This is a genomic window from Flavobacterium sp. 123 (assembly GCF_003634825.1).
Classification (GTDB): Bacteria; Bacteroidota; Bacteroidia; order Flavobacteriales; family Flavobacteriaceae; genus Flavobacterium.
Genome location: NZ_RBXD01000001.1, coordinates 618,270 through 643,692 on the forward strand (window position 1 = coordinate 618,270; position 25,423 = coordinate 643,692).

Genomic DNA, 25,423 nt, shown 5'->3' on the forward strand with positions numbered 1-25,423 from the left:
TAAGCACTATGTTTAAATTATTCCGCGAAAACGTCCGAATTGCTTTTGGTTCTATTAGAACACAATTGTTGCGCACCATACTTACTGTATTGATTATTGCTATTGGAATTACTGCTTTGGTAGGGATTCTTACGGTAGTTGCAGCACTTGAGAACACTATTTCATCTGATTTTGCTTCGATGGGCGCTAACACATTCAATATCAACCAATACGAAAACGAAACCCGAAATCGTGGGCGTCAAGAACGCGAAATTATAAATCCAATTATTTCGTATCCAGAAGCGGTAGCTTTCAAAAACAAATTTAAATATCCATTTACAGAAACTTCTCTTTCATTTACTGCTACTTCTACAGCCGAAGTAAAATACCAATCTACAAAAACAGATCCTGAAATAACTGTTGTGGGAGTTGATGAACATTTTATAACGAACTCTGGTTTAGAAACTAGTTTAGGTCGAAATTTTAATGGATTTGATATTGACAACAACACTTATGCTTGCGTAGTAGGTTCGGATTTTGAAAAAGGGCTACTAAAAGACATGAACCCAATTGACAAAATAATTTCCATACGAGGTGCAAAGTTTAAAGTTATTGGAGTATTGAAAGAAAAAGGCTCAACCTTTGGCAACAGCCAAGATTTAAGAGTTTTAATTCCTATTCAAGTAGCGCGTTCTTTATTTACTGCGCCAAATATCAATTATACGATGAGTATTATGGTTGGCAAAAAAGAATTGCTAGACCAAGCCATTGACAATGCTACCAGTACCATGCGAAGAGTACGCAAACTGAGTCCCGTGAAAGACAATAATTTTGGCGTAGTCCGTAGTGATGATCTTATTAATAGAATTCTAGGTATTACTAAATATCTTGGGCTTGCGTCCTGGCTTATTGGCATCATCACCGTTCTAGGTTCTTCGATAGCTTTGATGAATATCATGATTGTATCCGTAACGGAGCGTACCCGTGAAATTGGCGTTCGAAAAGCTTTAGGAGCTAAAAAAACAACTATTGCTTTTCAGTTTTTTATTGAAACCCTATTAATAGGACAATTAGGCGGTTTAGTCGGAATTATTTTCGGTATCTTAATTGGTTTTGGTATTGCAACTGCCATGAGTTTTGTATTTGTAATTCCGTGGGGAGCAATTATGTCTGCTTTTATAACCAGTTTTGCTGTGGCAATAGTTTCTGGATTATATCCAGCCATCAAAGCTGCAAAACTTGATCCAATTGAAGCTTTACGCTATGAATAATATTAGATAATTATTTCTTTATACAAAAAACGTCTTGATTTCTCAAGACGTTTTTTGTAGTGTATTTTATCTCAAATCTACTTTTATCATTCTGTCATTACCGTAAATATCTTTTCGTAATTCGATGTTTTTGAAGTTCATTTTTTCGAGTAAATCTTTCATTTCAACACCCAAATATTGATTGATTTCAAAATACAATTGTCCATTTGGTGAAAGATTTTTTTGAGCCAATGCCGCTATTTTTCTATAAAAAATTAACGCATCATTATCTTCTACAAAAAGTGCTAAATGCGGTTCATGTTCCAAAACATTTTTCTTGATTTCTTCTTTTTCTAGATTTCGAACATACGGAGGATTAGAAACAATAATATCAAATTGCTGTTCTAAATCTTCCGTTTCAAGAATGTTTTTTTCGATAAAAGTGACATTCACTTCATTAATTGCGGCATTTTTTTTGGCTGTAGCCAAAGCCTTTTCAGAAACATCAATCGCAAAAACAGATGCATCAGAAAGATTTTTAGCTAATGAAATAGCGATACAGCCACTTCCAGTTCCAATGTCAAGTATTTTTGGCTTTTGACTTTTGACTTTTGACTTTTGACTTTCTAAAATCCATTCGACTAATTCTTCTGTTTCTGGTCTTGGAATCAAAACATTTTCATTTAGCTCGAAATCCAATCCATAAAAATTGGTTTTTCCTAATATGTATTGAATTGGAATTTCTTTTTTTAAAGACTCCAAAAGAGAATTCCAAACCATAATTTCATCCGCAGAAAAAATCAAATCAGGATGTAAAGCCAAATCGATTTGCTTCAATTGATTTTTTTCTTCTAAAATTAAATAGAAAAAACTCTCCGCCTCGCCAGCATCGTAAATTGGCGTCAGTTCTTGAAGGAATTCAGTTCTATATTCTTTTATTCTCATTTTAAAACTTATAATTCTTTTATCATCCAAACCGGACAACTGGTATGACCTGTACTTCCCATCGGAGAACAAATGTACTCGAAACCTGATTTTTTATATAATTTTTGGGCAGCATGCATAAAAGGCATCGTCTCTAAATAGCATTTTTCAAAACCAAAATCTTTGGCAGCTTGCAAACAAATTGCCATCATTTCACTTCCTATTCCTAAACCACGCGCTTCAGGCAGAAAATACATTTTTTGAAGTTCACAAATAGTCTCCGCTTCGTTTTCTAAAGGAGCAATTCCAGCACAGCCAATAATTCTAGCTTCTTTTTCGACTACATAATAAACAGACTTGGGTTTGTTATATTCTTCAAACATCAAATCTAAATAGGGATCTTCATAAGCAGTACCTACCTTTGGAATGTTCAATTCGTCAAAAACAGAGCGTATTAATTGAGCAACAGACTGATTGTCTTTTTTTTCTATTTTTCTGATAGTAAACTTTTCCATGATTCTTAAGACTACTATTTTTTTGACAAAAATAGCCATTGTTTATTGTTATTTTCAAAAGTTTTAAAACTAATCCCGAAGTTTCGGGGCTAAACCCAAAATTACTACTTTTGTATGGTGAAAATACATGAAAAATACATACAACGTTGCATTGAATTAGCCAAAAATGGATTAGGAACCACCTACCCCAACCCGATGGTAGGTAGTGTAATTGTTCACAACGATGTGATTATTGGCGAAGGCTGGCATAAAAAAGCGGGAGAACCTCATGCCGAGGTAAATGCCATAAATTCCGTAAAAGACAAATCGTTATTACAAAAAGCGACTATTTACGTGAGTTTAGAACCTTGTAGTCATTTTGGAAAAACACCTCCTTGTTGTGATTTAATTATAAAGAACAAAATTCCGAATGTAATTATTGGTTCCGTTGATCCTAATATAAAAGTGGCTGGAAACGGCATCAAAAAATTAATCGAAGCTGGCGCAAATGTAACTGTAGGTATTTTGGAAACAGAATGTTATGATTTAAACAAACGTTTCTTCACTTTTCACCAAAAGAAAAGACCTTATATTATTCTGAAATGGGCGGAAACTAAAGATGGATTTATTGCTCCGATAGAAAAATTAGAGCAAAAACCAGTTTGGATTACCAATCCTTATTCCAGACAATTAGTTCATAAATGGAGAACCGAAGAACAATCAATTCTGGTGGGAACTCAAACTGTTATTGATGATAATCCAAAACTAAACGCTCGTGATTGGTATGGAAACAATCCTATTCGCCTTGTTATAGACCAGAATAATCGCATCACAAAGAACAGTCATATATTTGACAATCAGACAAAAACCATCATTTTTTCAAAAATCAAAACCGAAATTGCAGAAGAAAACACTATCTTTGAGGTAATTGATTTTGAACAAAATATAGCCCAACAAATAATCGTTATACTTTATAAATATCAGATTCAATCTGTGATTATTGAAGGCGGCAAACAGACGTTGCAAACTTTTATCGACGCAAATCTATGGGATGAAGCTCGAATATTTGTTGGCAACTCCCGTTTTAATACAGGAACTAAAGCCCCAAAATTGGTCCTAAAAGATTTTGAAAGACACATTATTGAAACTGATGAATTACTAATAAGCAAAAACCATGATTAATGCTATCATATTTGATTTTGGAGATATTTTTATAAACCTAGACAAACAAGCTACTATTGATGGATTGCAAAAGTTAGGTTTATCTAAATGGAATGCCGATTTAGACCAACTCAACCAACAGTTTGAAATGGGACTGATATCTCAAGAAGAATTTCTTTTAGGTTTTCAAAAAGAAATCCCGAATGCTTCTATTGAAGAAATTTTGACAGCTTGGAATGCTATTCTATTAGATTTCCCCTTGTATAGACTTGAATTTCTTCAAATGTTATCCAAAAAATACCGGTTGTTTCTTTTGAGCAATACGGATTCTATTCATATTGAAACATTTGAACAAAGAACAGGTGCTTCTTTTTATAGTGATTTTTACCAATGTTTCGAAAAGGTATATTTTTCATTTGAAATTGGTATGCGAAAACCAAATCCTGAAATCTATAATTATGTTTTAAACAAACACGATCTTTCGGCCAAAAGAACTTTGTTTATTGACGATAAAAAAGAAAATACTGATGCTGCTCAAAGCATAGGCATTCAGGTTTGGAACCTACAAGTTGGTCAGGAAGATGTAGTTCATTTATTTGACAAAAAAATAATTTAAAAAAATCAATAACAATAGTAATACCCGCTGGCAATCAAATTTTTAAATTAATAATGATTTTGAACTTGATATTGCCATTAAACAATGAAAGACACCTATAATACTATAGCATTTCCTTCCGAAGAAATTTTATACAAAGAAAAAAACAGTAAATTCTTTGGTTATGCTTTCCCTATCGAATCAGAAGCATCTGTAAAACCAATCATTGACGGCTTTAGAAAACAGCATCCACATGCCGTGCATTATTGTTATGCGTATCAAATAGGAACAGACTCCGTTGCTTACAGAGCAAATGATGATGGCGAACCAAGCAATACGGCAGGCATGCCTATATATGGACAAATACAATCCTTTGGTCTTACCAATGTACTTGTTGTTGTGGTTCGGATTTTTGGCGGTGTAAAATTAGGTGTTGGTGGATTAATTTCGGCATATCGAACTACTGCACAAATGGCGCTTGAAGAATGTGAAATTGTTGAAAAAACAATTAACATCCATTATATAATCTCTTTTGATTATAAAAACATGAATAAAGTCATGAGAGGAATCAAGGAAAACAAGCTAGAAATTGTGTCTCAAAAAATGGAAATAAATCCTGATTCAGGACATCCAATAGGAAAAATTGAGATAAAAACCCGAAAAAAAAATGCCAAAACTATATTTGACATTTTTGATTCGATGTTTGAAATTGATATAAAAAAGTGCTAATAAAAATTAAAAAATAATTTTTATTCTCTTTTATTCCATATTCTTTAAAAGCGCTAAAATATAATCTGGAGGCGCTATTGGACGACCCGTTTTTAGGGACACAAAAACCAAAATAAATTGGGCAGTTGTTAATAACTCTTTTGATTCATTATAAATAGCACAGTCAAATTCAATCTTCACAGATGACTGGCTTTTGAAAACCGTATGAACCGTAAGCAACTCATCATAACGAGCTGATTTTTTATAATTAATATTCATTGAAACAATTGGCAAGGCAATACCGCTTTCTTCCATGCTTTTATATGAAATCCCTTTGTTTCTAAGCCATTCAACCCTACCTATTTCAAAATAAGGTATATAATTACCATGATAAACAACCCCCATTTGGTCTGTTTCAGAATAGCGTACCCTAACTTGAATTTGATGATCCTTCATTATTTATTTATTAAAAAATTAAAATTTTAAAAAGCCCCTTACAACAATATTTTATAAAATTATCCACTAAATTATTTTTTTTTATAGAAATTTGTTCACATATTTGTTATCCCAAAAAATTGCAAAAATTGAGCCCCGTTTTTGTGAATAATGAACTAATACAAAACAAAATAATTTAACCGAATATATGAACAAAACTGCTCAATCAGTATGGGAAAACTGTTTATCTTTTATAAAAGACAACATCCAAGATCAAGCCTACAAAACATGGTTTGAACCTATCAAATCTGTTGAGCTTACCGATAATGCATTATATATTCAAGTACCTAGTAAATTTTTCTACGAATGGTTAGAAGAACACTATGTGAAATTATTAAAAGTGGCTCTTACCAAAGAACTAGGAAAAAACGCAAAGTTACTCTATAAAATTAAAATGGAGAACACTTATGGTAACAAACAACCGTTTACGGAACAATTACCTAGTGCGAATAGAGTCCCTATGAAACCACAAGATGTTGATGCTCCTTTTAAAAATCTAAACCCTGAATTAAAAAATCCGTTTGTAATTCCTGGTATTAGAAATTTAAAAATTGAATCACAATTAAATGCAAATTACAGTTTCGATAATTTCCTTGAAGGAGATTCAAATCGACTGGCGCGATCTGCTGGTATGGCTGTAGCCAATAAACCTGGTGGAACTTCATTTAATCCTTTATTAATTTTTGGTGGAGTTGGTCTAGGTAAAACACATTTAGCTCATGCTATAGGTGTCGAAATAAAAGACAAATATCCAGAAAAAACTGTCTTATACATATCAGCAGAAATATTTACACAACAATATATTGATTCTGTAAAGAAAAATAATAGAAATGACTTTATTCATTTTTATCAATTGATTGACGTATTAATTATTGACGATGTTCAATTCTTATCCGGAAAATCAGGAACTCAAGATGTGTTTTTTCACATTTTTAATTATTTGCACCAAAATGGCAAACAAGTTATCCTAACTTCTGATAAAGCTCCTGTTGACATGCAAGATATCGAACAACGATTGTTGTCTCGTTTCAAGTGGGGATTATCTGCTGAGTTGCATCAACCAGATTATGAAACTAGAATTTCTATCCTGAAAAATATTTTATATAGGGATGGAGTCGAGATTCCTGAAGAAATAATTGAATATGTAGCTCGGAATATCAAATCAAATGTAAGAGAACTTGAAGGTGCAATTATCTCTTTAATCGCACAATCTTCTTTCAACAAAAAAGAAGTAACTATAGAACTTGCCAAAAGTGTTGTTGAAAAATTCGTTAAAAATGTAAAAAGAGAAATCTCTATTGATTACATTCAAAAAATTGTTTCCGACTATTTTCAATTGGATATAGAAACCCTACAATCCAAAACTAGAAAAAGACATGTCGTTCAAGCTAGACAATTAGCAATGTTTTTTGCAAAAAAATTCACAAAAGCTTCCTTAGCAAATATTGGTTCACAAATTGGAGACAGAGACCATGCTACGGTATTACACGCCTGTAAAACTGTAGATAATTTAGTGTCAACTGATAAACAATTCAAAAAATTTGTTGAAGACATTAATAAAAAACTAACGCTTTAATGCCTTTTCATGCCTGTAAAAATTTTAATGGTTTGTTTGGGAAATATTTGTAGGTCACCCTTGGCTGAAGGAATATTAGCTTCTAAATTACCAAAGAAAAATTTCATTGTTGACTCAGCAGGCACAGGTTCTTGGCATATCGGTCACGCTCCAGACAAACGTTCTATTGCTGTTGCAAAAAAAAATGGATTAATCATTTCCAACCAAAGAGGAAGACAATTCTCTACCGACGATTTTGATTTTTTTGATTACATATATGTAATGGATAATTCAAATTACGACACTGTTATTGAATTAGCAAAAAACCAGCAACAGAAGGATAAAGTAAAAATGATTCTCGACGAATTGTTTCCAAATGAAAATGTTGATGTTCCAGATCCTTATTTTGGTTTAGCAAACGGTTTCAATATGGTATACGAAATGCTAGATGAAGCTTGCGAAATAATTTCAGCAAAATTGATTGCCAAACATCAATAATCCAAACTATTTTTTATTACTAAAATCAGTTTCAAAACATAAAATCTACTTTATGAATGCAGCATCTACTTTAGGAAAACTTTATTTAATCCCTACAACAATGGGCGATTGCGATCCTATGGATGTATTGCCGCTAACCATAAAAAGAAGCATTGATTTAATTAATTACTATATTGTTGAAAACGAAAAAACAGCTAGAAAATCTATTAAATCAGTCAATCCCGAAAAAAGACAATCTGAATTAGTCCTGTTTGCTCTCAATAAACATACCGAAACAAAAGAACATCTTGACTTTATAAAACCATTGTTAGAAGGAAAAAACATGGGTTTAATGAGTGAAGCTGGCTGCCCTGGAGTTGCTGATCCTGGAGCTGTAATTGTAAAATTAGCGCATGCAAAGGGGATACAAGTTATTCCTCTTGTGGGACCATCTTCCATTCTTTTGGCCATGATGGCTTCTGGGATGAATGGACAAAGCTTCACCTTCAACGGGTATTTACCTATAGAGAAAAGCGAAAAAAAATCAGCATTAAAAAACCTAGAAAAATTATCTCAAGATAAAAATCAATCTCAGATCTTTATTGAAACACCTTATCGAAATAACAAAATGTTAGAAGATATTTTGCAAGCCCTAAATCCTTCAACGTATCTTTGTATTGCAACTGACATCACTTTACCAACAGAATATATCAAGACCTTGAGAGCTGCTGATTGGAAAAAAGTTAAAGTAGATTTACATAATCGCCCTACTATTTTTATTATTCACAAAATGTAACAAAATTTCGAGTTTTAATTAACACGAAATAACTTCTCTAGAATTTTTATTCAAATTTTAAAAAACATTATTTTTTAAGAAAATAGTGCTAGCACGAAGTATTTCTTAAAAAAAAATGATTTTCCTTTAAACAAGAATATTAAATGATTTTCTTGCCAAAAAACTACAATTAAAACCTCTAAAATTAACAGTTTTTATAGAGACAATTAACCTTCGTACATTAATAATATAGTTACTTTTACTAGACCAATTATTACAATTAAAGCCCTGAATTACAATGATTTAATCACAACAAAAAGGGGAAGAAAATGCAAGCCTTATTCTATTTAAATCATTGAAATTAACCTGATTTTATTAATAATTTAAAACTTAATGTCATGAAATCATTTCTAATTGTTTTAATTTTTTTTAGTTTAACTACAGTTTCTTTCGCCCAAGATAAAGAAAGTAGTTCAGAAGAAGGGATAATCAAAATGGAAGAATTACCTGGAGTGGTAATCAAAAGCGTTGGTAAAGATTTTTCAGTGTATTTACCTGATAAAAACCCTGACCAAGATGTAAGAGCACTACAAGATAAATTCATATCCTATGATTTAGGAAAAGATTACGAGGGATACGAAACCTATTTAGTGGTAATGGAAACCCCAAAAGGTTCTTTAACTGCAACTTATAATGAAAACGGTAAATTAACACGTGTTGTTGAAAATTATCAAAATGTTAAACTTCCTGGAAGTATAATCTACTCCGTGTACAAAAAATATCCAGGATGGCAAATTGTAAACGACAAATTTCTTTACACCCAAAAAGAAGGGGATGTACTTAAAAAAGAATACAATCTAAAAATCAAAAAAGAACAAGACATACTCAAATTAGTAGTTAATCCAAATGGAGATATTGTAAGTTCGAGATAATCCAACATAAACTATAAAATTAAAGCTATCGTTCGATAGCTTTTTTTATTTAATACATAAACTGAAAAGTCGCATTACATATTTGCATAAAAAATGGAAACTAATACAAAATCATGTACTTTTATAGTTAGTATTTTATGCAACTCAATTATGAACAAACTTCCGCATATAGGCAGCAGTATTTTTACCGTAATGTCTAAAATGGCAACTGAATACAACGCCATCAATCTTTCGCAAGGATTCCCTAATTTTCCAGTTGATGGAAGATTAACTGATATTGTCGCTAAACTAACCAAAGAAGAGGTACATCAATATGCTCCGATGTCAGGTTATCCAACTCTACTATCAAAAATTGGACAACTTGTAAAAGACGCTTACAAGCGAACACTTCAAGATGATACAGAAATACTTGTAACCGCAGGCGCGACACAAGGAATTTTTACTTCGATTTTAGCTTTGATAGAAAAAGAAGAGGAAGTTATAATTTTAGACCCTAGTTATGATTCTTATGAAGCGCCAGTTTTATTATCCAAAGCAAAGCCAATTAGAGTAGCTTTAAATGATGATTATACTCCAAATTGGGAGCGGATTGAAAATGCATGTACTTCAAAAACTAAAATGATTGTTATTAATAATCCGCATAATCCAACAGGGAAAATCTTAACTAAATCAGATTTTGAAAGCTTAGAAATTTTACTAGAAAAATATCCTGATATCATCTTACTTTCTGATGAAGTATATGAATACATCACTTTTGAAAAAAAACATATTTCAGCACATACAAGAGAAAAATTGCTAAACCGCACTATTGTTGCTTCCTCTTTTGGAAAATCTTTTCATGTTACAGGTTGGAAAGTAGGCTATATTGTTGCCCCCGAACATTTAATGCATCAAATCAAAAAAGTACATCAATTTTTGGTTTATAGTGTAACTAGTATTTCTCAAATGGCAATTAGCCGCTATCTTGACATAGTTTCAGTTGAAGATATTGGAAAAATGTATCAAGAAAAACGGGACTATTTTAGAAGCTTACTTAAAGATAGTCGTTTCAAACTTATGCCTTGCGAAGGAACTTATTTTCAAGTAGTATCCTACGCTTCCATTTCGGAGGAAGACGATGTTGATTTTTGCAAACGATTAATTATAGAACATGGTGTTGCCGCAATTCCTATTTCCACTTTTTATGCGGATAAAACAGACCACAAACTTATTCGCTTTTGCTTCGCTAAAGACAATACAACTTTAGAGGAAGCCGCAAAACGATTATGTGCCATCTAAAATAGCTAAATTTATTATGCATGCATACTATTAATTTCATATATTTACAATTCAAAATATAAAAACCAATGAGTTATACAGATAAAATGCTTCGTGATGATGCGCTAAAAGGGAAAGTAATTGTTGTAACTGGAGGCGGAAGTGGCTTAGGCAAAGCAATGTCAAAATATTTTTTAGAACTTGGAGCGAAAGTAGCTATTACTTCAAGAGATCTTGAAAAACTAAAAAAAACAGCTCTTGAACTTGAAACAGAGACTGGAGGAACATGTTTGCCTTTGCAATGTGATGTGCGCAATTATAAAGAGGTGGAAAATATGCTACAAGAAGTCTTAAAAGCTTTTGGCAAAGCAGATGTATTATTGAATAATGCCGCAGGGAATTTTATTTCCCCAACGGAAAGATTGTCTTCAAATGCATTTGATACTGTAATTGATATTGTTTTGAAAGGAACAAAAAACTGTACACTAGCCTTTGGAAAACATTGGATTGACACCAAACAAAAATCATCTGTAATTTTAAATATAGTAACAACTTATGCATGGACAGGTTCTGCATATGTAGTCCCAAGTGCTACTGCCAAAGCTGGAGTTCTAGCCATGACAAGAAGCTTAGCGGTAGAATGGGCAAAATATGGAATTCGTTCCAATGCAATAGCTCCAGGGCCATTTCCAACAAAAGGAGCATGGGACAGATTATTACCTGGTGACTTAGCTGAGAAATTTGATATGTCAAAGAAAGTACCTCTTAAACGTGTAGGTGATCATCAAGAATTAGCAAATTTAGCCGCTTATTTGGTTTCTGATTTTTCAGCATATATAAATGGTGAAGTTGTAGTTATTGATGGTGGAGAATGGCTTAAAGGAGCTGGACAATTTAATATTCTAGAAGCAATTCCTGAAGAACTTTGGGATCAATTAGAAATGATGATTAAAGCAAAGAAAAACAAATAATACATAAAAAAAGAGAGAGCCAAATTGACTCTCTCTTTTTATTTAAAATTGCTCAATGCAAGTAATATTTCACTTTTAAGCAGTCCACTCCCTCCTCCATAATGCTGAATAATTATTATTTTAGAATTTGTTTTTCTAAAAAAAGCATCTAGCATAGCTTCACTTTCTTCATCAATTCCAGAGCCAAGCAAAACAATTTCAATATTTTCTTTTTGAAAAATTCGCATCGCTTCCTCATCTGTTATCGCGCCTATTCCTTCCCAATTTTCATTGGCATTGATAAGCCTAACAACAATTTCCATAATTTCAGAGTGCCTGCCTATATAAAGAATTTTAGTGCTTTTCATTCGTTACTTACATAAATAAAGTATTTAAAATTTACTATTCGATTATTGTTTTACAAATTGTAATTCAACATTCAATCGAACTTCCTCTCCAACTAAAACACCTCCTGTTTCAAGCGAAGAATTCCAGTTTAACCCCCAATCTTTTCTGTTGATTTTACCTTCTAATCAAAGAGCTAATTTAATATTTCCCCAAGGATCTTGCATGGTACCTCCAAAATCTACTGCTAATTTTACAGTTTTTGAAACTCCACGTAATGATAAATCACCTTCAAGAATATATTCGCCTTCATTTATTTTTGAGAATGATGTTGCATTAAATTTAATTTCAGGAAATTGAGCTACATCAAAAAAATCAGGGCTCAATAAGTGGGCATCTCTATCTGTATTTCCTGTTGATAAGGAATTAATTTCACCTGTAAATTCAATTTTTGCGTTTTCAAAAGTATCATTATCTGATTCAATCGAAGCATCAAATTTTGAAAATCTACCTGAAACATTAGTAAACATCATGTGTTTAACTTTGAATCCTATTTCTGAATGCGTTGGGTCAATTGCCCATTTTGTTATTGCCGTTGTATTTATTATTTACTTGAATTAATGTGTTATTTAATTTTAAAATTTAGTGTTCTTATAATTGCATTGGAACTTCCATCAAAAGAATTTCTGCACCTTCAGAATTTGCTTGTATCGAAAAGGAATTGGTGTCCCAAATCCCTAATCCATCGCGATGATTTAATTCAATTCCACCAATGGTGAAATCCCCATTCAAAACAAACGCATAGACTCCGTTTCCTTTCTTTTTTAATCGATATGAAGTAGAAAAATCTTTATCAAACTTTCCAATATGAAACCAAGCATCTTGATAAATCCAAACGCCTTCGTCCTCTGAATTTGGAGATAAAATTTGCTGCAATTTATTATGACGATCTTCTAAATTTAAAGTAATTTGATCGTATCGAGGGGTAACATTTTTTTGATTTGGATACACCCAAATTTGCAAAAATTTAACCAATTGATCCTTGTTTTTATTGTATTCACTATGAAAAATTCCCGTTCCAGCACTCATTACCTGAATGTCTCCATTTTTAATTACGGTAACATTTCCCATGCTATCTTGGTGCTCCAAATCTCCATCTAGTGGAATTGAAATAATTTCCATATTGTCATGTGGATGTTTTCCAAAACCCATTCCTTCACTTACTCTATCATCATTTAATACTCGCAAGACCCCAAAATTCATACGCTCTGGATTGTGGTAATTTGCAAAACTAAAAGTATGATAGGATTCTAACCAACCATGATTAGCATGACCACGAGTAGCTGCTTTGTGCAATACATATTTATTAATTTGTTCATTATTATTTTCCATTGTTCAGTGCTTTACTATTATGGTACAAAGTTGCGCCAAAAAAAAAGCTATTGCATTGAACTAGGACAAGAAATGAAAAATAAAGAAATTTTAGTGTTTTGCGATTTTGGTTCTTATTTTACTTAAAAACTCAGCAGAAATACCAAGATAAGACGCAATATAATGTTGTGCCACTCGCTGTGAAAGTGTAGGATATTGGGATAAAAATTCAAGATACTTTTCTGTAGCTGTTTTAGAAATAGTATTAAAAAGACGGTTTTGGGTAACGGCAAGATTGCGCTGCATCAAAATTCGGAAGGCTCTTTCAAATTTAGGAGCTTTAGCTAATAAGGTTTCTTTTGTTTCGGGAGAAAACACAAAAATTTCAGAATCCTCAAGTGATTCTATAAAAACACGACTGGGTTCCTCTTCATAAATACTAAATGAAATATCACTTACCCATGAATTCTCAATTGCAAATTGTAAAATAACCTCTAAACCATTGGCATCAATATAATATTTACGGAAACATCCTTTAATCACAAAAGCCTCAAAATTACACATCTCCCCTTCCCGAAGCATTATTGTTTTTTTAAGCACCTGTTTGTATTCCAATAAAGAATTGAAAATGTCTAATTCTTCCTTTTCAAAAGTAACGTAGCGACTGATATTTTTATTGATTTGTGAATACAAGGTTTCTGATTTTTAAAAACTAAAGATAGAAAAAAATTGAAAACAAATAAGGAAGACTAAACCTATATTAAATTAGCAAACATTTCTCCTAAAACGAAATCCGCTCAAAATTAAATTGCTATTTTTGTTTGAACAAATAAATAAAAGATTTTCTATGCTCATTATCGGGATTGCAGGCGGAACAGGAAGCGGAAAGACAACTGTAGTTCATCAGATTATGAATGAATTACCAGAAACAGAAGTGGGTATTATTTCTCAAGATTCCTATTATAAAGAAAATAGCGGGCTTTCTTTTGACGAAAGAGCCTTGATTAATTTTGATCATCCACGAGCTATTGACTTTGAATTATTAGTAGCCCATCTCAAAGAGTTAAAAGCGGGCAATAACATTGATCAACCTGTATATTCGTTTGTGACACATAATAGAACTAATGATACCGTATTTACACATCCTCGAAAAGTAATGATTGTAGAAGGCATTCTGATTTTAGCAAATCCAGAATTACGTGATCTTTTTGATATTAAAGTATATGTTCATGCGGATTCTGACGAGCGCTTGATAAGACGCCTCAAAAGAGATATTGCAGAACGTGGAAGAGACATGGGCGAAGTTTTAAACCGGTATCAAAACACCTTAAAACCCATGCACGAACAATTCATCGAACCTACAAAAGCATTTGCTGATATTATAATTCCTAATGACAAATATAATACCGTTGCAATTGACGTAGTTAGAGCAGTTATAAACCAAAAGATTCTATAAATTATTGTAATTTTATTGCAACATTAACATACAAAATCACGCTTATAATTACTCCTAGATAGGGAATAATTTGAAGCTATTTCCCGCTTTCCGTTTCAATCTTATGCGCTGAAAAACGCCCATAAGGATTTTCACTTTAATCGGGGCTAAAAAATATTTTACATGACAAATCCGTACAAAGACAAAGCTTGGTTTAAATTTTTAAGTAACAAATACATTTGGGTATTACTGTTTTTTTCGACATGGATGATTTTTTTAGATAATTATTCTTATTTCGATCACCGCTTTCTAGACAAACAAATAGATGAATTAGAGGACAATGCAACCTACTATCAAGAAGAAATAAAAAAAGATCAGCAACAAATCAAACAACTTAAAAATTCAGAACAAGTTGAAAAATATGCCCGCGAAAAATATTACATGAAAAAAGATAGTGAGGATATTTACATCATCGAATTTGAAGGAGATAGTACTTCTTTTAAAAAATAGATTTCAAAAAACTGAACCGTGACTGAAAACACCAACAAATGAAAAACCTTTTCAAAGAATTCAATCCAATATCTGCCAAACAATGGAAACAAAAAATCCAATTTGAACTCAAAGGAGCTGACTATAATGAAACCCTTATTTGGAATTCTCCAGAAGATATTAAAGTAAAACCTTTTTATGATAAAGACGATGTCACTAAGACATTTTCAGTACCTACAAAAGCATCTGAATTCAAAATTTGTCAAAATATTTTTGTCTTTGATATTGAAAAGTCAATAGAAAGAGCGCTAGAATCATTGAACCGCGGTGCAGAAAGTGTTCGTTTCACTATTGAAAATGAAGCCATAAACGTAGAGCATTTATTAGAAAAATTACCTTTGGAAAACACAGCCATTTATTTCCATTTGAGTTTTTTTTCAATCGATTTCGTAAAGAAAATAGAAGCCATTGCTAAACAAAAAAACGCTACAATATACTGCAATATTGATCCAATAGGTCAATTAGCAAAAGAAGGAAATTGGTTTACAACCGCTGAAAAAAGTAACTTCGACAGCTTAAATTTACTTTCGAAAGAAACAAAATCCGTTTCATTAATAAGTATTAATAGTGCTTTATATCAAAATGCAGGAGCCACAATAGTACAACAAATTGCCTATAGTTTAGCGCACGCAAATGAATATTTCAATAGAATTGAAGTCATTAATAAACCCATAGTTTTTGAAATCTCTGTAGGCACAAATTACTTTTTTGAAATTGCAAAACTTCGTGCTTTACGATTGCTTTTTAAGCTAATTGCAAAAGAATACAACCCTAATTTAGATTGTTATTTCTTAGTTTCACCAACAAAAAGAAACAAAACTTTATATGATTACAATGTAAATATGTTGCGCACCACAACCGAATGCATGAGCGCTATTCTGGGTGGAGCGGATAGCATTGCAAATTTGCCTTACGATGCTTTATACCATAAAGACAATGAATTTGGTGACAGAATTGCCAGAAATCAATTGTTGATTCTGAAAAACGAAAGCTATTTTGACAAAGTAAATAACCCAGCTGATGGAAGTTATTACATAGAAAACTTAACAAATCAATTAGCCGAAAAAGCTTTAGCTTTATTTAAGAATATAGAAGAAAATGGTGGCTTCCTGAAACAACTCAACGAAGGAATCATCAAAAGAAAAATTCAAGAAAGCGCTGATTATGAGCAAGAATTATTTGATACGGGTAAAGAAATTCTTCTTGGGACTAACAAATACAAAAACAAGGAGGACAGAATGAAAAATGATTTAGAACTATTCCCTTTTGTAAAAGTAAAACCCCGAAAGACATTAATCACCCCAATCATTGAAAAGCGATTGTCAGAAAAACTAGAACAAGAGCGACTTGCTAAAGAATAAATAGCATTCAAATCATCAAAAATTAAAACAAAGATTTAAATTTCTGGATTTACAAATGAAAAGAAAAGACCTTCAACATATAAATTTAGACGGTACTGCCAAAACAGAAAACCGTGAGCTGTCAGGCAACGAATTCTTAACTGCAGAGGGAATTTTATTGAAAAATACCTACACGAAAAAGGATATTGAAAATTTAGAACACTTAGAATTTGGCGCTGGTTTTGCTCCAAATTTACGTGGCCCTTATACCACCATGTATGTTCGCAGGCCATGGACGGTGCGTCAGTATGCTGGATTTTCAACAGCAGAGGAAAGTAATGCTTTCTACAGAAGAAATTTAGCCGCAGGACAAAAAGGACTTTCGATAGCATTTGATTTACCAACCCATCGCGGTTACGACTCAGACCATGAACGCGTAGTAGGTGATGTAGGAAAAGCAGGAGTAGCAATTGATTCTGTTGAGGATATGAAAGTATTGTTTAATGAAATTCCATTAGATGAAATGTCAGTTTCCATGACTATGAACGGTGCTGTTTTACCTATAATGGCTTTTTATATTGTAGCCGCAGAGGAACAAGGTGTAAAACCAGTACAACTTTCAGGGACGATACAAAATGATATTTTGAAAGAGTTTATGGTTCGAAATACCTATATCTATCCACCAACTCCATCTATGAAAATCATTGCAGATATATTCGAATATACCAGTAAAAAAATGCCGAAATTCAACTCTATCTCTATTTCTGGCTATCATATGCAAGAAGCAGGAGCCACAGCTGATATTGAATTAGCATACACCCTGGCAGATGGATTAGAATATATTAGAACTGGATTAGCAACTGGAATGAAAATCGATGAATTTGCTCCTCGTCTATCTTTTTTCTGGGCAATAGGAATGAATCATTTTATGGAAATTGCTAAAATGCGTGCCGGTCGTATGATTTGGGCAAAACTCCTAAAACAGTTTAATCCAGAGGACGAAAAATCATTAGCCTTACGTACCCATTGCCAAACAAGTGGTTGGAGTTTAACAGAACAAGACCCTTTCAATAATGTGGCCAGAACTTGTATTGAAGCAGCAGCAGCAGCATTTGGCGGAACACAATCGCTACATACAAATGCCTTAGATGAAGCAATTGCATTGCCGACGGATTTTTCTGCTAGAATAGCTAGAAACACACAGATTTTTTTACAAGAGGAAACTAAAATTACTAAAACAGTTGATCCTTGGGCTGGAAGTTATTATATCGAAAGCCTTACAAATGAAATTGCAGAAAATGCTTGGAAACTGATCGAAGAAGTTGAAGAATTAGGCGGAATGACTAAAGCAATTGAATCAGGAATCCCTAAACTTCGCATTGAAGAGGCAGCTGCTAGAAAACAAGCCCGAATTGATAGCAATCAAGATGTTATTGTTGGAGTCAATAAATACCGTTTAGATAAAGAAGATCCGTTACAAATTCTTGATGTTGATAACCAAATGGTGCGCAAGCAACAATTGGAACAATTAGATCGAATTAAATCAACTCGTGACAGCGAAAAAGTAAAAGTTTCACTTGAAAAATTAATCCTTTGTGCTAAAACTGGAGAAGGAAATTTATTAGAACTAGCCGTTGAAGCTGCTAGAAACAGAACTACATTAGGCGAAATCAGTGATGCACTTGAAACCGTATTCGGAAGATATAAAGCACAAATTAAATCATTTAGTGGCGTGTATAGTAAGGAAATGAAAGAGGACAAAAGCTTTGAAAAAGCAAAAGAATTGGCTGATGCTTTTGCCGAAAAAGAAGGGCGTCGCCCAAGAATTATGATTGCAAAAATCGGACAAGACGGTCACGATCGTGGAGCTAAAGTTGTAGCTACTGGTTATGCAGACATTGGTTTCGACGTAGATATTGGCCCCCTTTTTCAAACGCCAGCCGAAGCAGCAAAACAAGCGGTAGAAAATGATGTCCATGTTCTTGGCCTTTCATCATTAGCCGCAGGGCACAAAACGTTTGTGCCAGAAATAATTGCCGAACTTAAAAAATACGGAAGAGAAGATATTATGGTAGTTGTAGGCGGTGTAATTCCTGCTCAAGATTATCAGTTTTTATTTGATGCTGGCGCTGTAGCTGTCTTTGGACCAGGAACAAAAATTAGCGATGCCGCGATTAGTATTTTAGAAATTTTAATTAGCTAAAAAATACAAAATCCTATATTCCATCACGAAGAAACACCAAAATTACTTTTGGTGTTTTTTTATACACAAACATTTACATATCAATAAAATAGAACAATAATACTACTAAATAAAAAAGCATAAAAACACGTTTTATTAACACTCCTTATAGGAATCATTAACAAAAACAACCAATTATTTTAACTAAATTTATGCTAGAAATCTTTACAAAAAACAGAATACAGCCTCAAAAAAATCATAATAATTCGCTTACATATTGATGGTATAATAACAAGAAGGGGAAGAAACTAAAAACCTTAAATTTATTTACTAATTATTTTTTTATACTTAATCAATATTAATTTAAATCTGAATATTATGAAATCAATTATTATTATTTTGCTGTTTTTAGGCTTAACAAGCGTTTCCTATGCTCAAGTTGAAAATGAGAAAGGAGAAATGAAAATCGAGGAATTGCCTGGAGTTGTAATTAAAAGAATAGGCTCTGATTTTTCTATTTATTTACCAGACAATAATCCAGACCAAAGAATTAGAGCAATTGAAGAAAAATTTATTGCTTATGATCTTGGTAAAAAAAATGAAGGATTTGAAGAATACTTATTGGTCACAAAATCAAAAGCAGGATCTTTGGTAGCAACTTATGATGAAAAAGGCAAATTGACTCGTGTAGTTGAAAATTACAAAAAAGTAAGACTTCCACACCAAGTTATTTACTCCATTTATAAAACCTATCCACAATGGTCCATTGTTAATGATAAATTTCTATATACACAACGCGATGGCGATGTAACCAAAAAAGAATATAATGTTACCATCAAAAAAGGAAAAGAAACTCGGAAATTAGTAGTTAGACCAAATGGTGAAATTTTAAAAGTTAAATAATCTCCATTTAATTATAAAAAAAGACCGCTAAATTAGCGGTCTTTTATATTTTAAGTAAAAAACTATTATATGTTTTTAACTGTTGCATCGCTATCTGCAGCAATGAATGAAGTATCGTACCCTCCAAATGCTTTCATATAACTTCTTAATGAAGTTCCGTAAGCATCTCTTAAGTACCGTTTTCCGTTATTTCTTAAATACTTTCTAACCGAACCAACACCGCCAAGGTGTGCTGCTGCTAAAATGCCAGATTCTGTTACTCGGATACCATTCATCACAGTTCCTTCGTATTTTTCAATCTCATCTTTTAACTCTCCTTTATTTTTAGTTAAAAGAGCAATAAACGCTTTTTCTTGCAATTCAGGACTATTTAAAAAAGCAGCTCTATTATGAACACCGATTGTTTTTAATGTTTCGGAACCAAATTGATATTTGCCTAAATAACCTAGAGAATTGATTTTTTTGTATTTGCCTTGAGACTCTTTGTAAGCGATTGCTTCTTTGAAACCAATAAAGAAATTTCCAGTAAAAGGGATGTTCAAATTGGGGTAATCTTGTTGTTTTTGAGATGGAAATAAGTAGTCGGATCCATCTGATTCATTTGTTAAAAACCAAGGGGTGGTTTCTAAATTAAAAGGTTTAAAACCAGAGCTTAAAAAAGCTACAATAATTGTCAAACTTGTATAAAAATACCATTTTTTTATCATAAATTGTTTTTCTTCAAAACGCTGTCCCGTTAAGAAATTTCTACGCGCAAAGATACAATAAAAAATAGAATGCTCAAAATCAACACGTTAATCTTTTCTAAAAATACAAGATGTGACCTCTAAGTCCCTCGTTAGCCGAGTATTCAAACGTTGGAGCAGGAATTTTAATAGTGTTAAAAACAGAGAAAAAAGTCTTCAAAAAATGTGATTTAGTTTCAATTTTAGTCAAATCAACATCCAAACTGAGGTAAAATTGTCGGTATCTTTCGGTTTTTTTAGCTCCAAATGGAGTGCTTTTTTCGACATTTCCAGCTATCATTTTGTCGCCTCCATAACCCAAAGCAAGGTTTAACCATTTTGGAATTTTTGACCCTTTAGAAAAAGAAAATAAATTAATAGAAAGCCAATACGTTTGACCATTATAATCCTTCAAAATTTGCTCCATTAATGAACGTCCTAAAACATTGGGTCTGTAATTAGAATATTGGGTCGTATGAAATGAAAATTTAGGGGTAATTCGTTGTTCGCTCCAAAAAATTTCTTGGGAAACATATAAAGCAGTTCCTGATGCATTTGCAAGAATATCGCCCGAGGAAGCACCCCATTCCGAAGAGTAGCCATCCATAACTTCAACAGCTGTCAAAAATGCAAATCCTAATCCAGAACCATAAACTAATTGTTTATGTTTGCTTGCTCCACTCCATTCCAACATTTCAGAACCAAAACGACCTAAATGATAGGAAGAATAAAAATGACCTACTTTATCCATTTGAAGCCATTCTGAATTATCATTTATAAAATGAAAATCAGATTTTGGATAATCAGCATACCAAATTTGGTTTAAACCAACTAAAGCCCCTGTTGCTAGAATTGATTCAGAGATCAGAACCGTATTTAATCTTGATTTGTTTATGGAATCAAATGGTTTTAAAAAACTTACATTCGAATTTTGCGCGAATGTAAAAGGAAATCCTATCAGTGTTAAGAGGAATAAAAGATAGATTTTTTGATGTTTCAAAACTATCTTTTTACACCTTGACTATTAATCCAATTGTAATATTTTTTAGCATTTTGTTCATGTTCTGCTTGTGTTACGGCAAATTCATGATATCCAAAACGATCTACACTAGCACAAAAATAAATATAATTGTGTTTTTCAGGATTTAACACCGCCTCAAGTGCCGTAATATCAGGCATTGCAATAGGCCCTGGAGGAAGCCCTAAAGTATAATATGTATTATAAGGAGAAGCAACTGACAAATCCTTATTCAAAACTCTTTTGATGACTTGCGTAAAATCGTTAGATTTTTTCTTTACGGCATAAATTACCGTTGGATCAGCCTGCAAAAGCATTCCTTTATGCAAGCGATTCAAATAAACCCCTGCTATTCGTGGTCTCTCCTCTTTTTTAACAGATTCTTTATGTACGATTGAGGCTAAAATAGTAGCTTCTATTGGAGTTAATCCTTGTTTTTTTGCTTTTTCAATTCGTTCTTCATTCCAGAAATTTCTATATTCCTTAATCATTTTATCTCGGAATTTATCTGCAGACGTATTCCAAAATATTTCGTAGGTATTAGGAATGAACATTGTCAAAACATTTTCCTCGTTGAAACCGTTTTCTTTTAAAAATGTAGAATCTTTGAACGAAGTCAATAATGACAAACTATCAGCTTCAATTTGAGAACCAATTCTTCCTGCAAAATCTTCTAATCTTTCTTGATTATTGAAAGCTAAATTTACTGCAAGATTCAATCTCAAAGCATTAATCAATTCATTGCTATTCATTCCTTTTTTGAATAAAAAACGACCTGATTTTACATTTGTAGGATAGCTTTTTTTGTTCGCTACCACATCAAATCGGTTCATATCTTCAACATATGGAGCGACTATTTTCTTGACATCTTCATAATTTGCATCTGTTGGAACAAAAACATACACTTCATTCGTTTCGAATTTAGTGTTATCTGCAAATATTTGTCGTATCAAAATAAATCCGTAGATCATTAATACCGATATTAATACAACAGCTACAATGGTTATGATTTTTTTAATGTTCAAAACTAATATTTTTAAAATGAATGATTAATTAATTGAAAAATGACTTCGTCTTTGTACTTCCCGTTTACGAAAGTCCAATCTTTTTTAACTCCTATTTTCTGAAACCCAAATTTAGTAAAAAGTGCTGTACTAGCTTCATTTTCGGTAGCAATATTTGCATACAATTGGTGTAAACCAAGATTATAAAATGAATAACGAATTAATAGCTCTAGTGCTTCGGAACCAATATTTAGTTTTCTGTTTTCAACTGTCTGAATTACAATACCTATACCAGCTCTGTTGTTTTTTGAATCAAAATCAAACAAATCAATTAATCCTATTGCGGGAAAATCTTGGTCTTTACAAATAGCCAATCGCAATTGTTTTGCTTCATAAATATCTTGATGTGCATTTTCTAAATATTGCTTCACCAAAAACCGACTGTAAGGAGTATGCGTATTGCTTACCTCCCAGATATTTTGATCGTTTTCCATAGCATAAACAAACTCCAAGTCATTTGGTTCGAGTGCTCGGAGATAAATGTTTTCGCCTTTTAGTGTTATCATTTTAAATTAAATTTCAATCACTCCTTTAAACACAAATTCTGCTGGACCAATAAGAAAAACATTGGTAAACTGATCCCCAATTTTATCAAAAGAAACAGCTAATTTCCCGCCTTCCACATTCAATTTAATGGAAGAAGCATTCGTTTGTCCAGTCGCATTCATTGCAATAGCAACCGCAGTAGCACCAGTTCCACAAGCCAAAGTTTCATCCTCCACGCCTCTTTCGTATGTGCGAAGTGAAAAAGTATCGTCGTTGATTTTTTTAACGAAATTAATATTACTGCCTTCTTTTCCGTATAGTGGACCGTAACGAAGTGCAGCTCCATTTTCTTTTACATTATAATGTTCCAAATCCTCCACTAATTGTACATGATGTGGCGAACCCGTATTCATAAAAGTGTACTCGCTTTCTTTTTTAATAGTAGCAACATCAATCATTTGCAAAGAAACGATTCCATCATTAGCAACACTTGCATGATGCAAACCATCTGTTGCAATAAAAGTAGTATTGTTTTCTATAACATTTAGTTTTTTGGCGAAAGCCACTAAACAGCGTCCACCATTACCACACATGGAACTTTGATTTCCATCTGAATTGTAATAGACCATTCTAAAATCAGTTTCAGAATCATTTTCTAACAAAATCAGTCCGTCAGCACCAATCCCAAAACGTCGATCACATAAGCGCTCTATCAACTGCGTATTTTCTTTAGGAAAAGTTTCAGATCGATTATCAATCATTACAAAATCATTTCCTGTTCCTTGGTATTTATAAAATTCTAATTGCATTTTTACTAAATTGAGTGCTACAAAAGTACGAACTATTAATGAAATGTTAATCATTGTTAAAGAGCGTTAAACTGTTTTGCTCAAAAAAATTATCTGGTAAATTTGTAATGAAATAACTATAAAACTAAATTGTATTATGAAAAAATTTTCAAGCTTATTTTTAGTATCGCTATTAAGCGGAGCTATTACTTTAGGTACATACAAACTATTATTTGACAGCAATGGGTATTTTTCTAATAACAAAAGCGGTCTAGTTACTGTTGCATCCGAGAACTATGGAAGAACGGTTGGATTATCTGCTGAAACAGTTGATTTCACTGAAGCCGCAGACAAAACAATCCATACAGTTGTTCACGTAAAAAATGTTTCCCGAAAATCAATCAGTAATCCAATATTGGAATATTTCTATGGTTATGGTGGCCAACAACAACAGGAACAAATAGGCACAGGTTCTGGGGTTATCATCTCTGAAGATGGCTATATCGTAACAAACAATCATGTAATTAAAGATGCTACAGAAATTGAAATTACATTGAACAATAAAAAATCATATACGGCAAAACTTATTGGAACAGATTCAAAAATGGATATTGCTTTATTAAAAATCAATGCCGATGAAAAACTTCCTTATACAGTTTTTGCCAATTCAGATTCTGTAAAAGTGGGCGAATGGGTTCTTGCTGTAGGAAATCCATATAACTTAACTTCAACGGTAACCGCTGGAATTGTTTCTGCAAAAGCTAGAAACCTAGACACTAGCGGGATTCAATCTTTTATACAAACTGACGCCGCAGTAAATCCAGGAAATAGTGGTGGCGCATTAGTAAACACCCGCGGCGAATTAATTGGAATCAACACTATGATTTCGTCAACAACAGGTTCATATGTTGGCTATTCATTTGCTATACCGTCTAATAATGCTCGCAAAATAATTGAAGACTTAATGGAATTCGGCAATGTTCAAAGAGGCGTTTTAGGGGTAGAAGGTGGCGAATTAAATGCTATTGCTTCCAAAGAATTAGGCGTTACACAAACTCAAGGATTTTATATTAATAAAGTTTCTAAAAATTCAGGTGCCGAAAAAGCAGGACTTCAAAAAGGAGATATTATTATACAATTAGACGAACAAAAAGTAGCCACTTTTGCTGACCTTTCTGGATATATAAATACCAAAAGACCAAATGACAAAGTGCAGGTAACCTTTATTCGTGATGGCAAAAACAAAACAGCTCCTGTTACTTTAAGTAAAAATGAATTTTTTACAACAGAATTTAAAGGAATTGAGGTAGAAAATATTGACGCTGCTGATAAGAAAGCTTTTAAAATTGATTATGGCGTAAAAATCAAATCAATCAATAATGAAAATCTAGAACAATATGCTGAAGAGCTTAAAGGAAATATCATTTTAAGTATTGATAACGTAAAAGCTTCAAACATCGAAGCGGTTTCCAAAATTTTCAAAAACAGAGATGAGAAACAAAGCATGCGAATTGAAATGATAAACAAAAACGGAGAAATTTTTAGAATCATTATTTAATTTCTCAAAAAAACAAAAATACAGAAGCCATCTTGCAAAAATCAAGATGGCTTTTTATTTGAAAAAAAAATAAAAATAAGCTACGAAATCGATTGAAATAAGGTACT

General features: G+C 32.5%; 27 protein-coding genes and 1 pseudogene. 16 read left to right on the top strand and 12 right to left on the bottom strand.

The window, feature by feature from the left end:
• Nucleotides 1-8: 8 nt before the first annotated feature.
• Nucleotides 9-1,250: an ABC transporter permease gene (locus C8C88_RS02760; protein ID WP_121336673.1), complete on the top strand. Its 1,242-nt coding sequence runs from the start codon at nucleotides 9-11 to the stop codon at nucleotides 1,248-1,250.
• Between the two features lie 66 nt (nucleotides 1,251-1,316).
• On the opposite strand, the gene prmC is transcribed toward C8C88_RS02760, so the two are convergent.
• On the bottom strand, nucleotides 1,317-2,174 hold the full coding sequence (prmC, locus tag C8C88_RS02765; RefSeq protein ID WP_121338535.1) for a peptide chain release factor N(5)-glutamine methyltransferase: 858 nt from the start codon (nucleotides 2,172-2,174) through the stop codon (nucleotides 1,317-1,319).
• A gap of 8 nt (nucleotides 2,175-2,182) precedes the next feature.
• A complete protein-coding gene (locus tag C8C88_RS02770) occupies nucleotides 2,183-2,668 on the bottom strand; it encodes a GNAT family N-acetyltransferase (RefSeq protein ID WP_121338536.1) in 486 nt (161 codons plus the stop codon).
• Nucleotides 2,669-2,785: 117 nt separating this feature from the next.
• Here C8C88_RS02770 and ribD point away from each other — a divergent pair, with 117 nt between their 5' ends.
• The 3 genes from ribD (at nucleotide 2,786) to C8C88_RS02785 (ending at nucleotide 5,132) form a co-directional block, all read left to right on the top strand.
• Nucleotides 2,786-3,829 (top strand): bifunctional diaminohydroxyphosphoribosylaminopyrimidine deaminase/5-amino-6-(5-phosphoribosylamino)uracil reductase RibD, encoded by a 1,044-nt coding sequence (gene ribD / locus C8C88_RS02775; protein WP_121338537.1) that lies wholly within the window; start codon nucleotides 2,786-2,788, stop codon nucleotides 3,827-3,829.
• The gene (locus tag C8C88_RS02780; protein ID WP_121336674.1) at nucleotides 3,822-4,424 is read left to right on the top strand and encodes an HAD family phosphatase; all 603 of its coding nucleotides are present in this window, start codon (nucleotides 3,822-3,824) and stop codon (nucleotides 4,422-4,424) included. Before ribD ends, C8C88_RS02780 begins: the two co-directional genes overlap by 8 nt.
• Nucleotides 4,425-4,508: 84 nt before the next feature.
• Nucleotides 4,509-5,132, top strand: coding sequence for a YigZ family protein (locus C8C88_RS02785; protein ID WP_121336675.1), 624 nt, complete (start codon nucleotides 4,509-4,511; stop codon nucleotides 5,130-5,132).
• Nucleotides 5,133-5,162: 30 nt separating this feature from the next.
• Here the strand turns inward: C8C88_RS02785 and C8C88_RS02790 are convergent, their stop codons facing one another.
• Complete coding sequence (locus C8C88_RS02790; protein WP_121336676.1) at nucleotides 5,163-5,567, bottom strand: thioesterase family protein; 405 nt, start codon at nucleotides 5,565-5,567, stop codon at nucleotides 5,163-5,165.
• A gap of 187 nt (nucleotides 5,568-5,754) precedes the next feature.
• Here C8C88_RS02790 and dnaA point away from each other — a divergent pair, with 187 nt between their 5' ends.
• From dnaA to C8C88_RS02820, 6 genes are all read left to right on the top strand, one after another.
• Complete coding sequence (gene dnaA / locus C8C88_RS02795; RefSeq protein ID WP_121336677.1) at nucleotides 5,755-7,182, top strand: chromosomal replication initiator protein DnaA; 1,428 nt, start codon at nucleotides 5,755-5,757, stop codon at nucleotides 7,180-7,182.
• Between the two features lie 9 nt (nucleotides 7,183-7,191).
• Complete coding sequence (locus C8C88_RS02800; RefSeq protein ID WP_121336678.1) at nucleotides 7,192-7,659, top strand: low molecular weight protein-tyrosine-phosphatase; 468 nt, start codon at nucleotides 7,192-7,194, stop codon at nucleotides 7,657-7,659.
• Between the two features lie 52 nt (nucleotides 7,660-7,711).
• Nucleotides 7,712-8,434, top strand: coding sequence for an SAM-dependent methyltransferase (locus tag C8C88_RS02805; protein ID WP_121338538.1), 723 nt, complete (start codon nucleotides 7,712-7,714; stop codon nucleotides 8,432-8,434).
• Between the two features lie 377 nt (nucleotides 8,435-8,811).
• The gene (locus tag C8C88_RS02810; protein WP_121336679.1) at nucleotides 8,812-9,345 is read left to right on the top strand and encodes a hypothetical protein; all 534 of its coding nucleotides are present in this window, start codon (nucleotides 8,812-8,814) and stop codon (nucleotides 9,343-9,345) included.
• Nucleotides 9,346-9,495: 150 nt separating this feature from the next.
• A complete protein-coding gene (locus C8C88_RS02815; RefSeq protein ID WP_121336680.1) occupies nucleotides 9,496-10,623 on the top strand; it encodes a methionine aminotransferase in 1,128 nt (375 codons plus the stop codon).
• A 68-nt stretch (nucleotides 10,624-10,691) separates the two neighbouring features.
• Nucleotides 10,692-11,573 (top strand): SDR family oxidoreductase, encoded by an 882-nt coding sequence (locus C8C88_RS02820; RefSeq protein WP_199711386.1) that lies wholly within the window; start codon nucleotides 10,692-10,694, stop codon nucleotides 11,571-11,573.
• A 38-nt stretch (nucleotides 11,574-11,611) separates the two neighbouring features.
• Here the strand turns inward: C8C88_RS02820 and C8C88_RS02825 are convergent, their stop codons facing one another.
• From C8C88_RS02825 to C8C88_RS02840, 4 genes and pseudogenes are all read right to left on the bottom strand, one after another.
• Nucleotides 11,612-11,920 (bottom strand): hypothetical protein, encoded by a 309-nt coding sequence (locus C8C88_RS02825; protein ID WP_121336681.1) that lies wholly within the window; start codon nucleotides 11,918-11,920, stop codon nucleotides 11,612-11,614.
• Nucleotides 11,921-11,962: 42 nt separating this feature from the next.
• Nucleotides 11,963-12,487 (bottom strand): annotated as a pseudogene (locus tag C8C88_RS02830) (YceI family protein).
• 61 nt (nucleotides 12,488-12,548) lie between these two features.
• On the bottom strand, nucleotides 12,549-13,289 hold the full coding sequence (locus C8C88_RS02835) for a pirin family protein (RefSeq protein WP_199711387.1): 741 nt from the start codon (nucleotides 13,287-13,289) through the stop codon (nucleotides 12,549-12,551).
• Between the two features lie 90 nt (nucleotides 13,290-13,379).
• The gene (locus tag C8C88_RS02840) at nucleotides 13,380-13,961 is read right to left on the bottom strand and encodes a Crp/Fnr family transcriptional regulator (protein WP_121336682.1); all 582 of its coding nucleotides are present in this window, start codon (nucleotides 13,959-13,961) and stop codon (nucleotides 13,380-13,382) included.
• A gap of 154 nt (nucleotides 13,962-14,115) precedes the next feature.
• Here C8C88_RS02840 and udk point away from each other — a divergent pair, with 154 nt between their 5' ends.
• The 5 genes from udk (at nucleotide 14,116) to C8C88_RS02865 (ending at nucleotide 19,677) form a co-directional block, all read left to right on the top strand.
• Entirely contained in the window at nucleotides 14,116-14,724 is a 609-nt protein-coding gene (gene udk, locus C8C88_RS02845; RefSeq protein ID WP_121336683.1) for a uridine kinase, read from the top strand.
• A 162-nt stretch (nucleotides 14,725-14,886) separates the two neighbouring features.
• On the top strand, nucleotides 14,887-15,213 hold the full coding sequence (locus C8C88_RS02850; RefSeq protein ID WP_121336684.1) for a septum formation initiator family protein: 327 nt from the start codon (nucleotides 14,887-14,889) through the stop codon (nucleotides 15,211-15,213).
• A gap of 38 nt (nucleotides 15,214-15,251) precedes the next feature.
• Nucleotides 15,252-16,613: a methylmalonyl-CoA mutase subunit beta gene (locus C8C88_RS02855; protein WP_121336685.1), complete on the top strand. Its 1,362-nt coding sequence runs from the start codon at nucleotides 15,252-15,254 to the stop codon at nucleotides 16,611-16,613.
• A 55-nt stretch (nucleotides 16,614-16,668) separates the two neighbouring features.
• Entirely contained in the window at nucleotides 16,669-18,795 is a 2,127-nt protein-coding gene (gene scpA / locus C8C88_RS02860; RefSeq protein ID WP_121336686.1) for a methylmalonyl-CoA mutase, read from the top strand.
• A gap of 357 nt (nucleotides 18,796-19,152) precedes the next feature.
• Nucleotides 19,153-19,677: a hypothetical protein gene (locus C8C88_RS02865; RefSeq protein ID WP_121336687.1), complete on the top strand. Its 525-nt coding sequence runs from the start codon at nucleotides 19,153-19,155 to the stop codon at nucleotides 19,675-19,677.
• A 65-nt stretch (nucleotides 19,678-19,742) separates the two neighbouring features.
• Here the strand turns inward: C8C88_RS02865 and C8C88_RS02870 are convergent, their stop codons facing one another.
• From C8C88_RS02870 to dapF, 5 genes are all read right to left on the bottom strand, one after another.
• Entirely contained in the window at nucleotides 19,743-20,384 is a 642-nt protein-coding gene (locus C8C88_RS02870; protein WP_121336688.1) for a peptidoglycan-binding protein LysM, read from the bottom strand.
• Between the two features lie 97 nt (nucleotides 20,385-20,481).
• Nucleotides 20,482-21,402, bottom strand: coding sequence for a DUF2279 domain-containing protein (locus C8C88_RS02875; RefSeq protein ID WP_233549306.1), 921 nt, complete (start codon nucleotides 21,400-21,402; stop codon nucleotides 20,482-20,484).
• A gap of 2 nt (nucleotides 21,403-21,404) precedes the next feature.
• Nucleotides 21,405-22,445 carry an endolytic transglycosylase MltG gene (mltG, locus tag C8C88_RS02880; RefSeq protein ID WP_121336690.1) on the bottom strand — a complete coding sequence of 347 codons (1,041 nt, stop codon included), beginning with the start codon at nucleotides 22,443-22,445 and terminating at the stop codon, nucleotides 21,405-21,407.
• Nucleotides 22,446-22,456: 11 nt separating this feature from the next.
• Nucleotides 22,457-22,990: a GNAT family N-acetyltransferase gene (locus C8C88_RS02885; protein WP_121336691.1), complete on the bottom strand. Its 534-nt coding sequence runs from the start codon at nucleotides 22,988-22,990 to the stop codon at nucleotides 22,457-22,459.
• Between the two features lie 6 nt (nucleotides 22,991-22,996).
• On the bottom strand, nucleotides 22,997-23,779 hold the full coding sequence (gene dapF, locus C8C88_RS02890; RefSeq protein WP_121338541.1) for a diaminopimelate epimerase: 783 nt from the start codon (nucleotides 23,777-23,779) through the stop codon (nucleotides 22,997-22,999).
• A gap of 136 nt (nucleotides 23,780-23,915) precedes the next feature.
• On the opposite strand from dapF, the gene C8C88_RS02895 reads away from it, so the two are divergent.
• Nucleotides 23,916-25,316, top strand: a complete 1,401-nt coding sequence (locus C8C88_RS02895; protein WP_121336692.1) for a S1C family serine protease — start codon at nucleotides 23,916-23,918, stop codon at nucleotides 25,314-25,316.
• Nucleotides 25,317-25,423 lie beyond the last annotated feature (107 nt).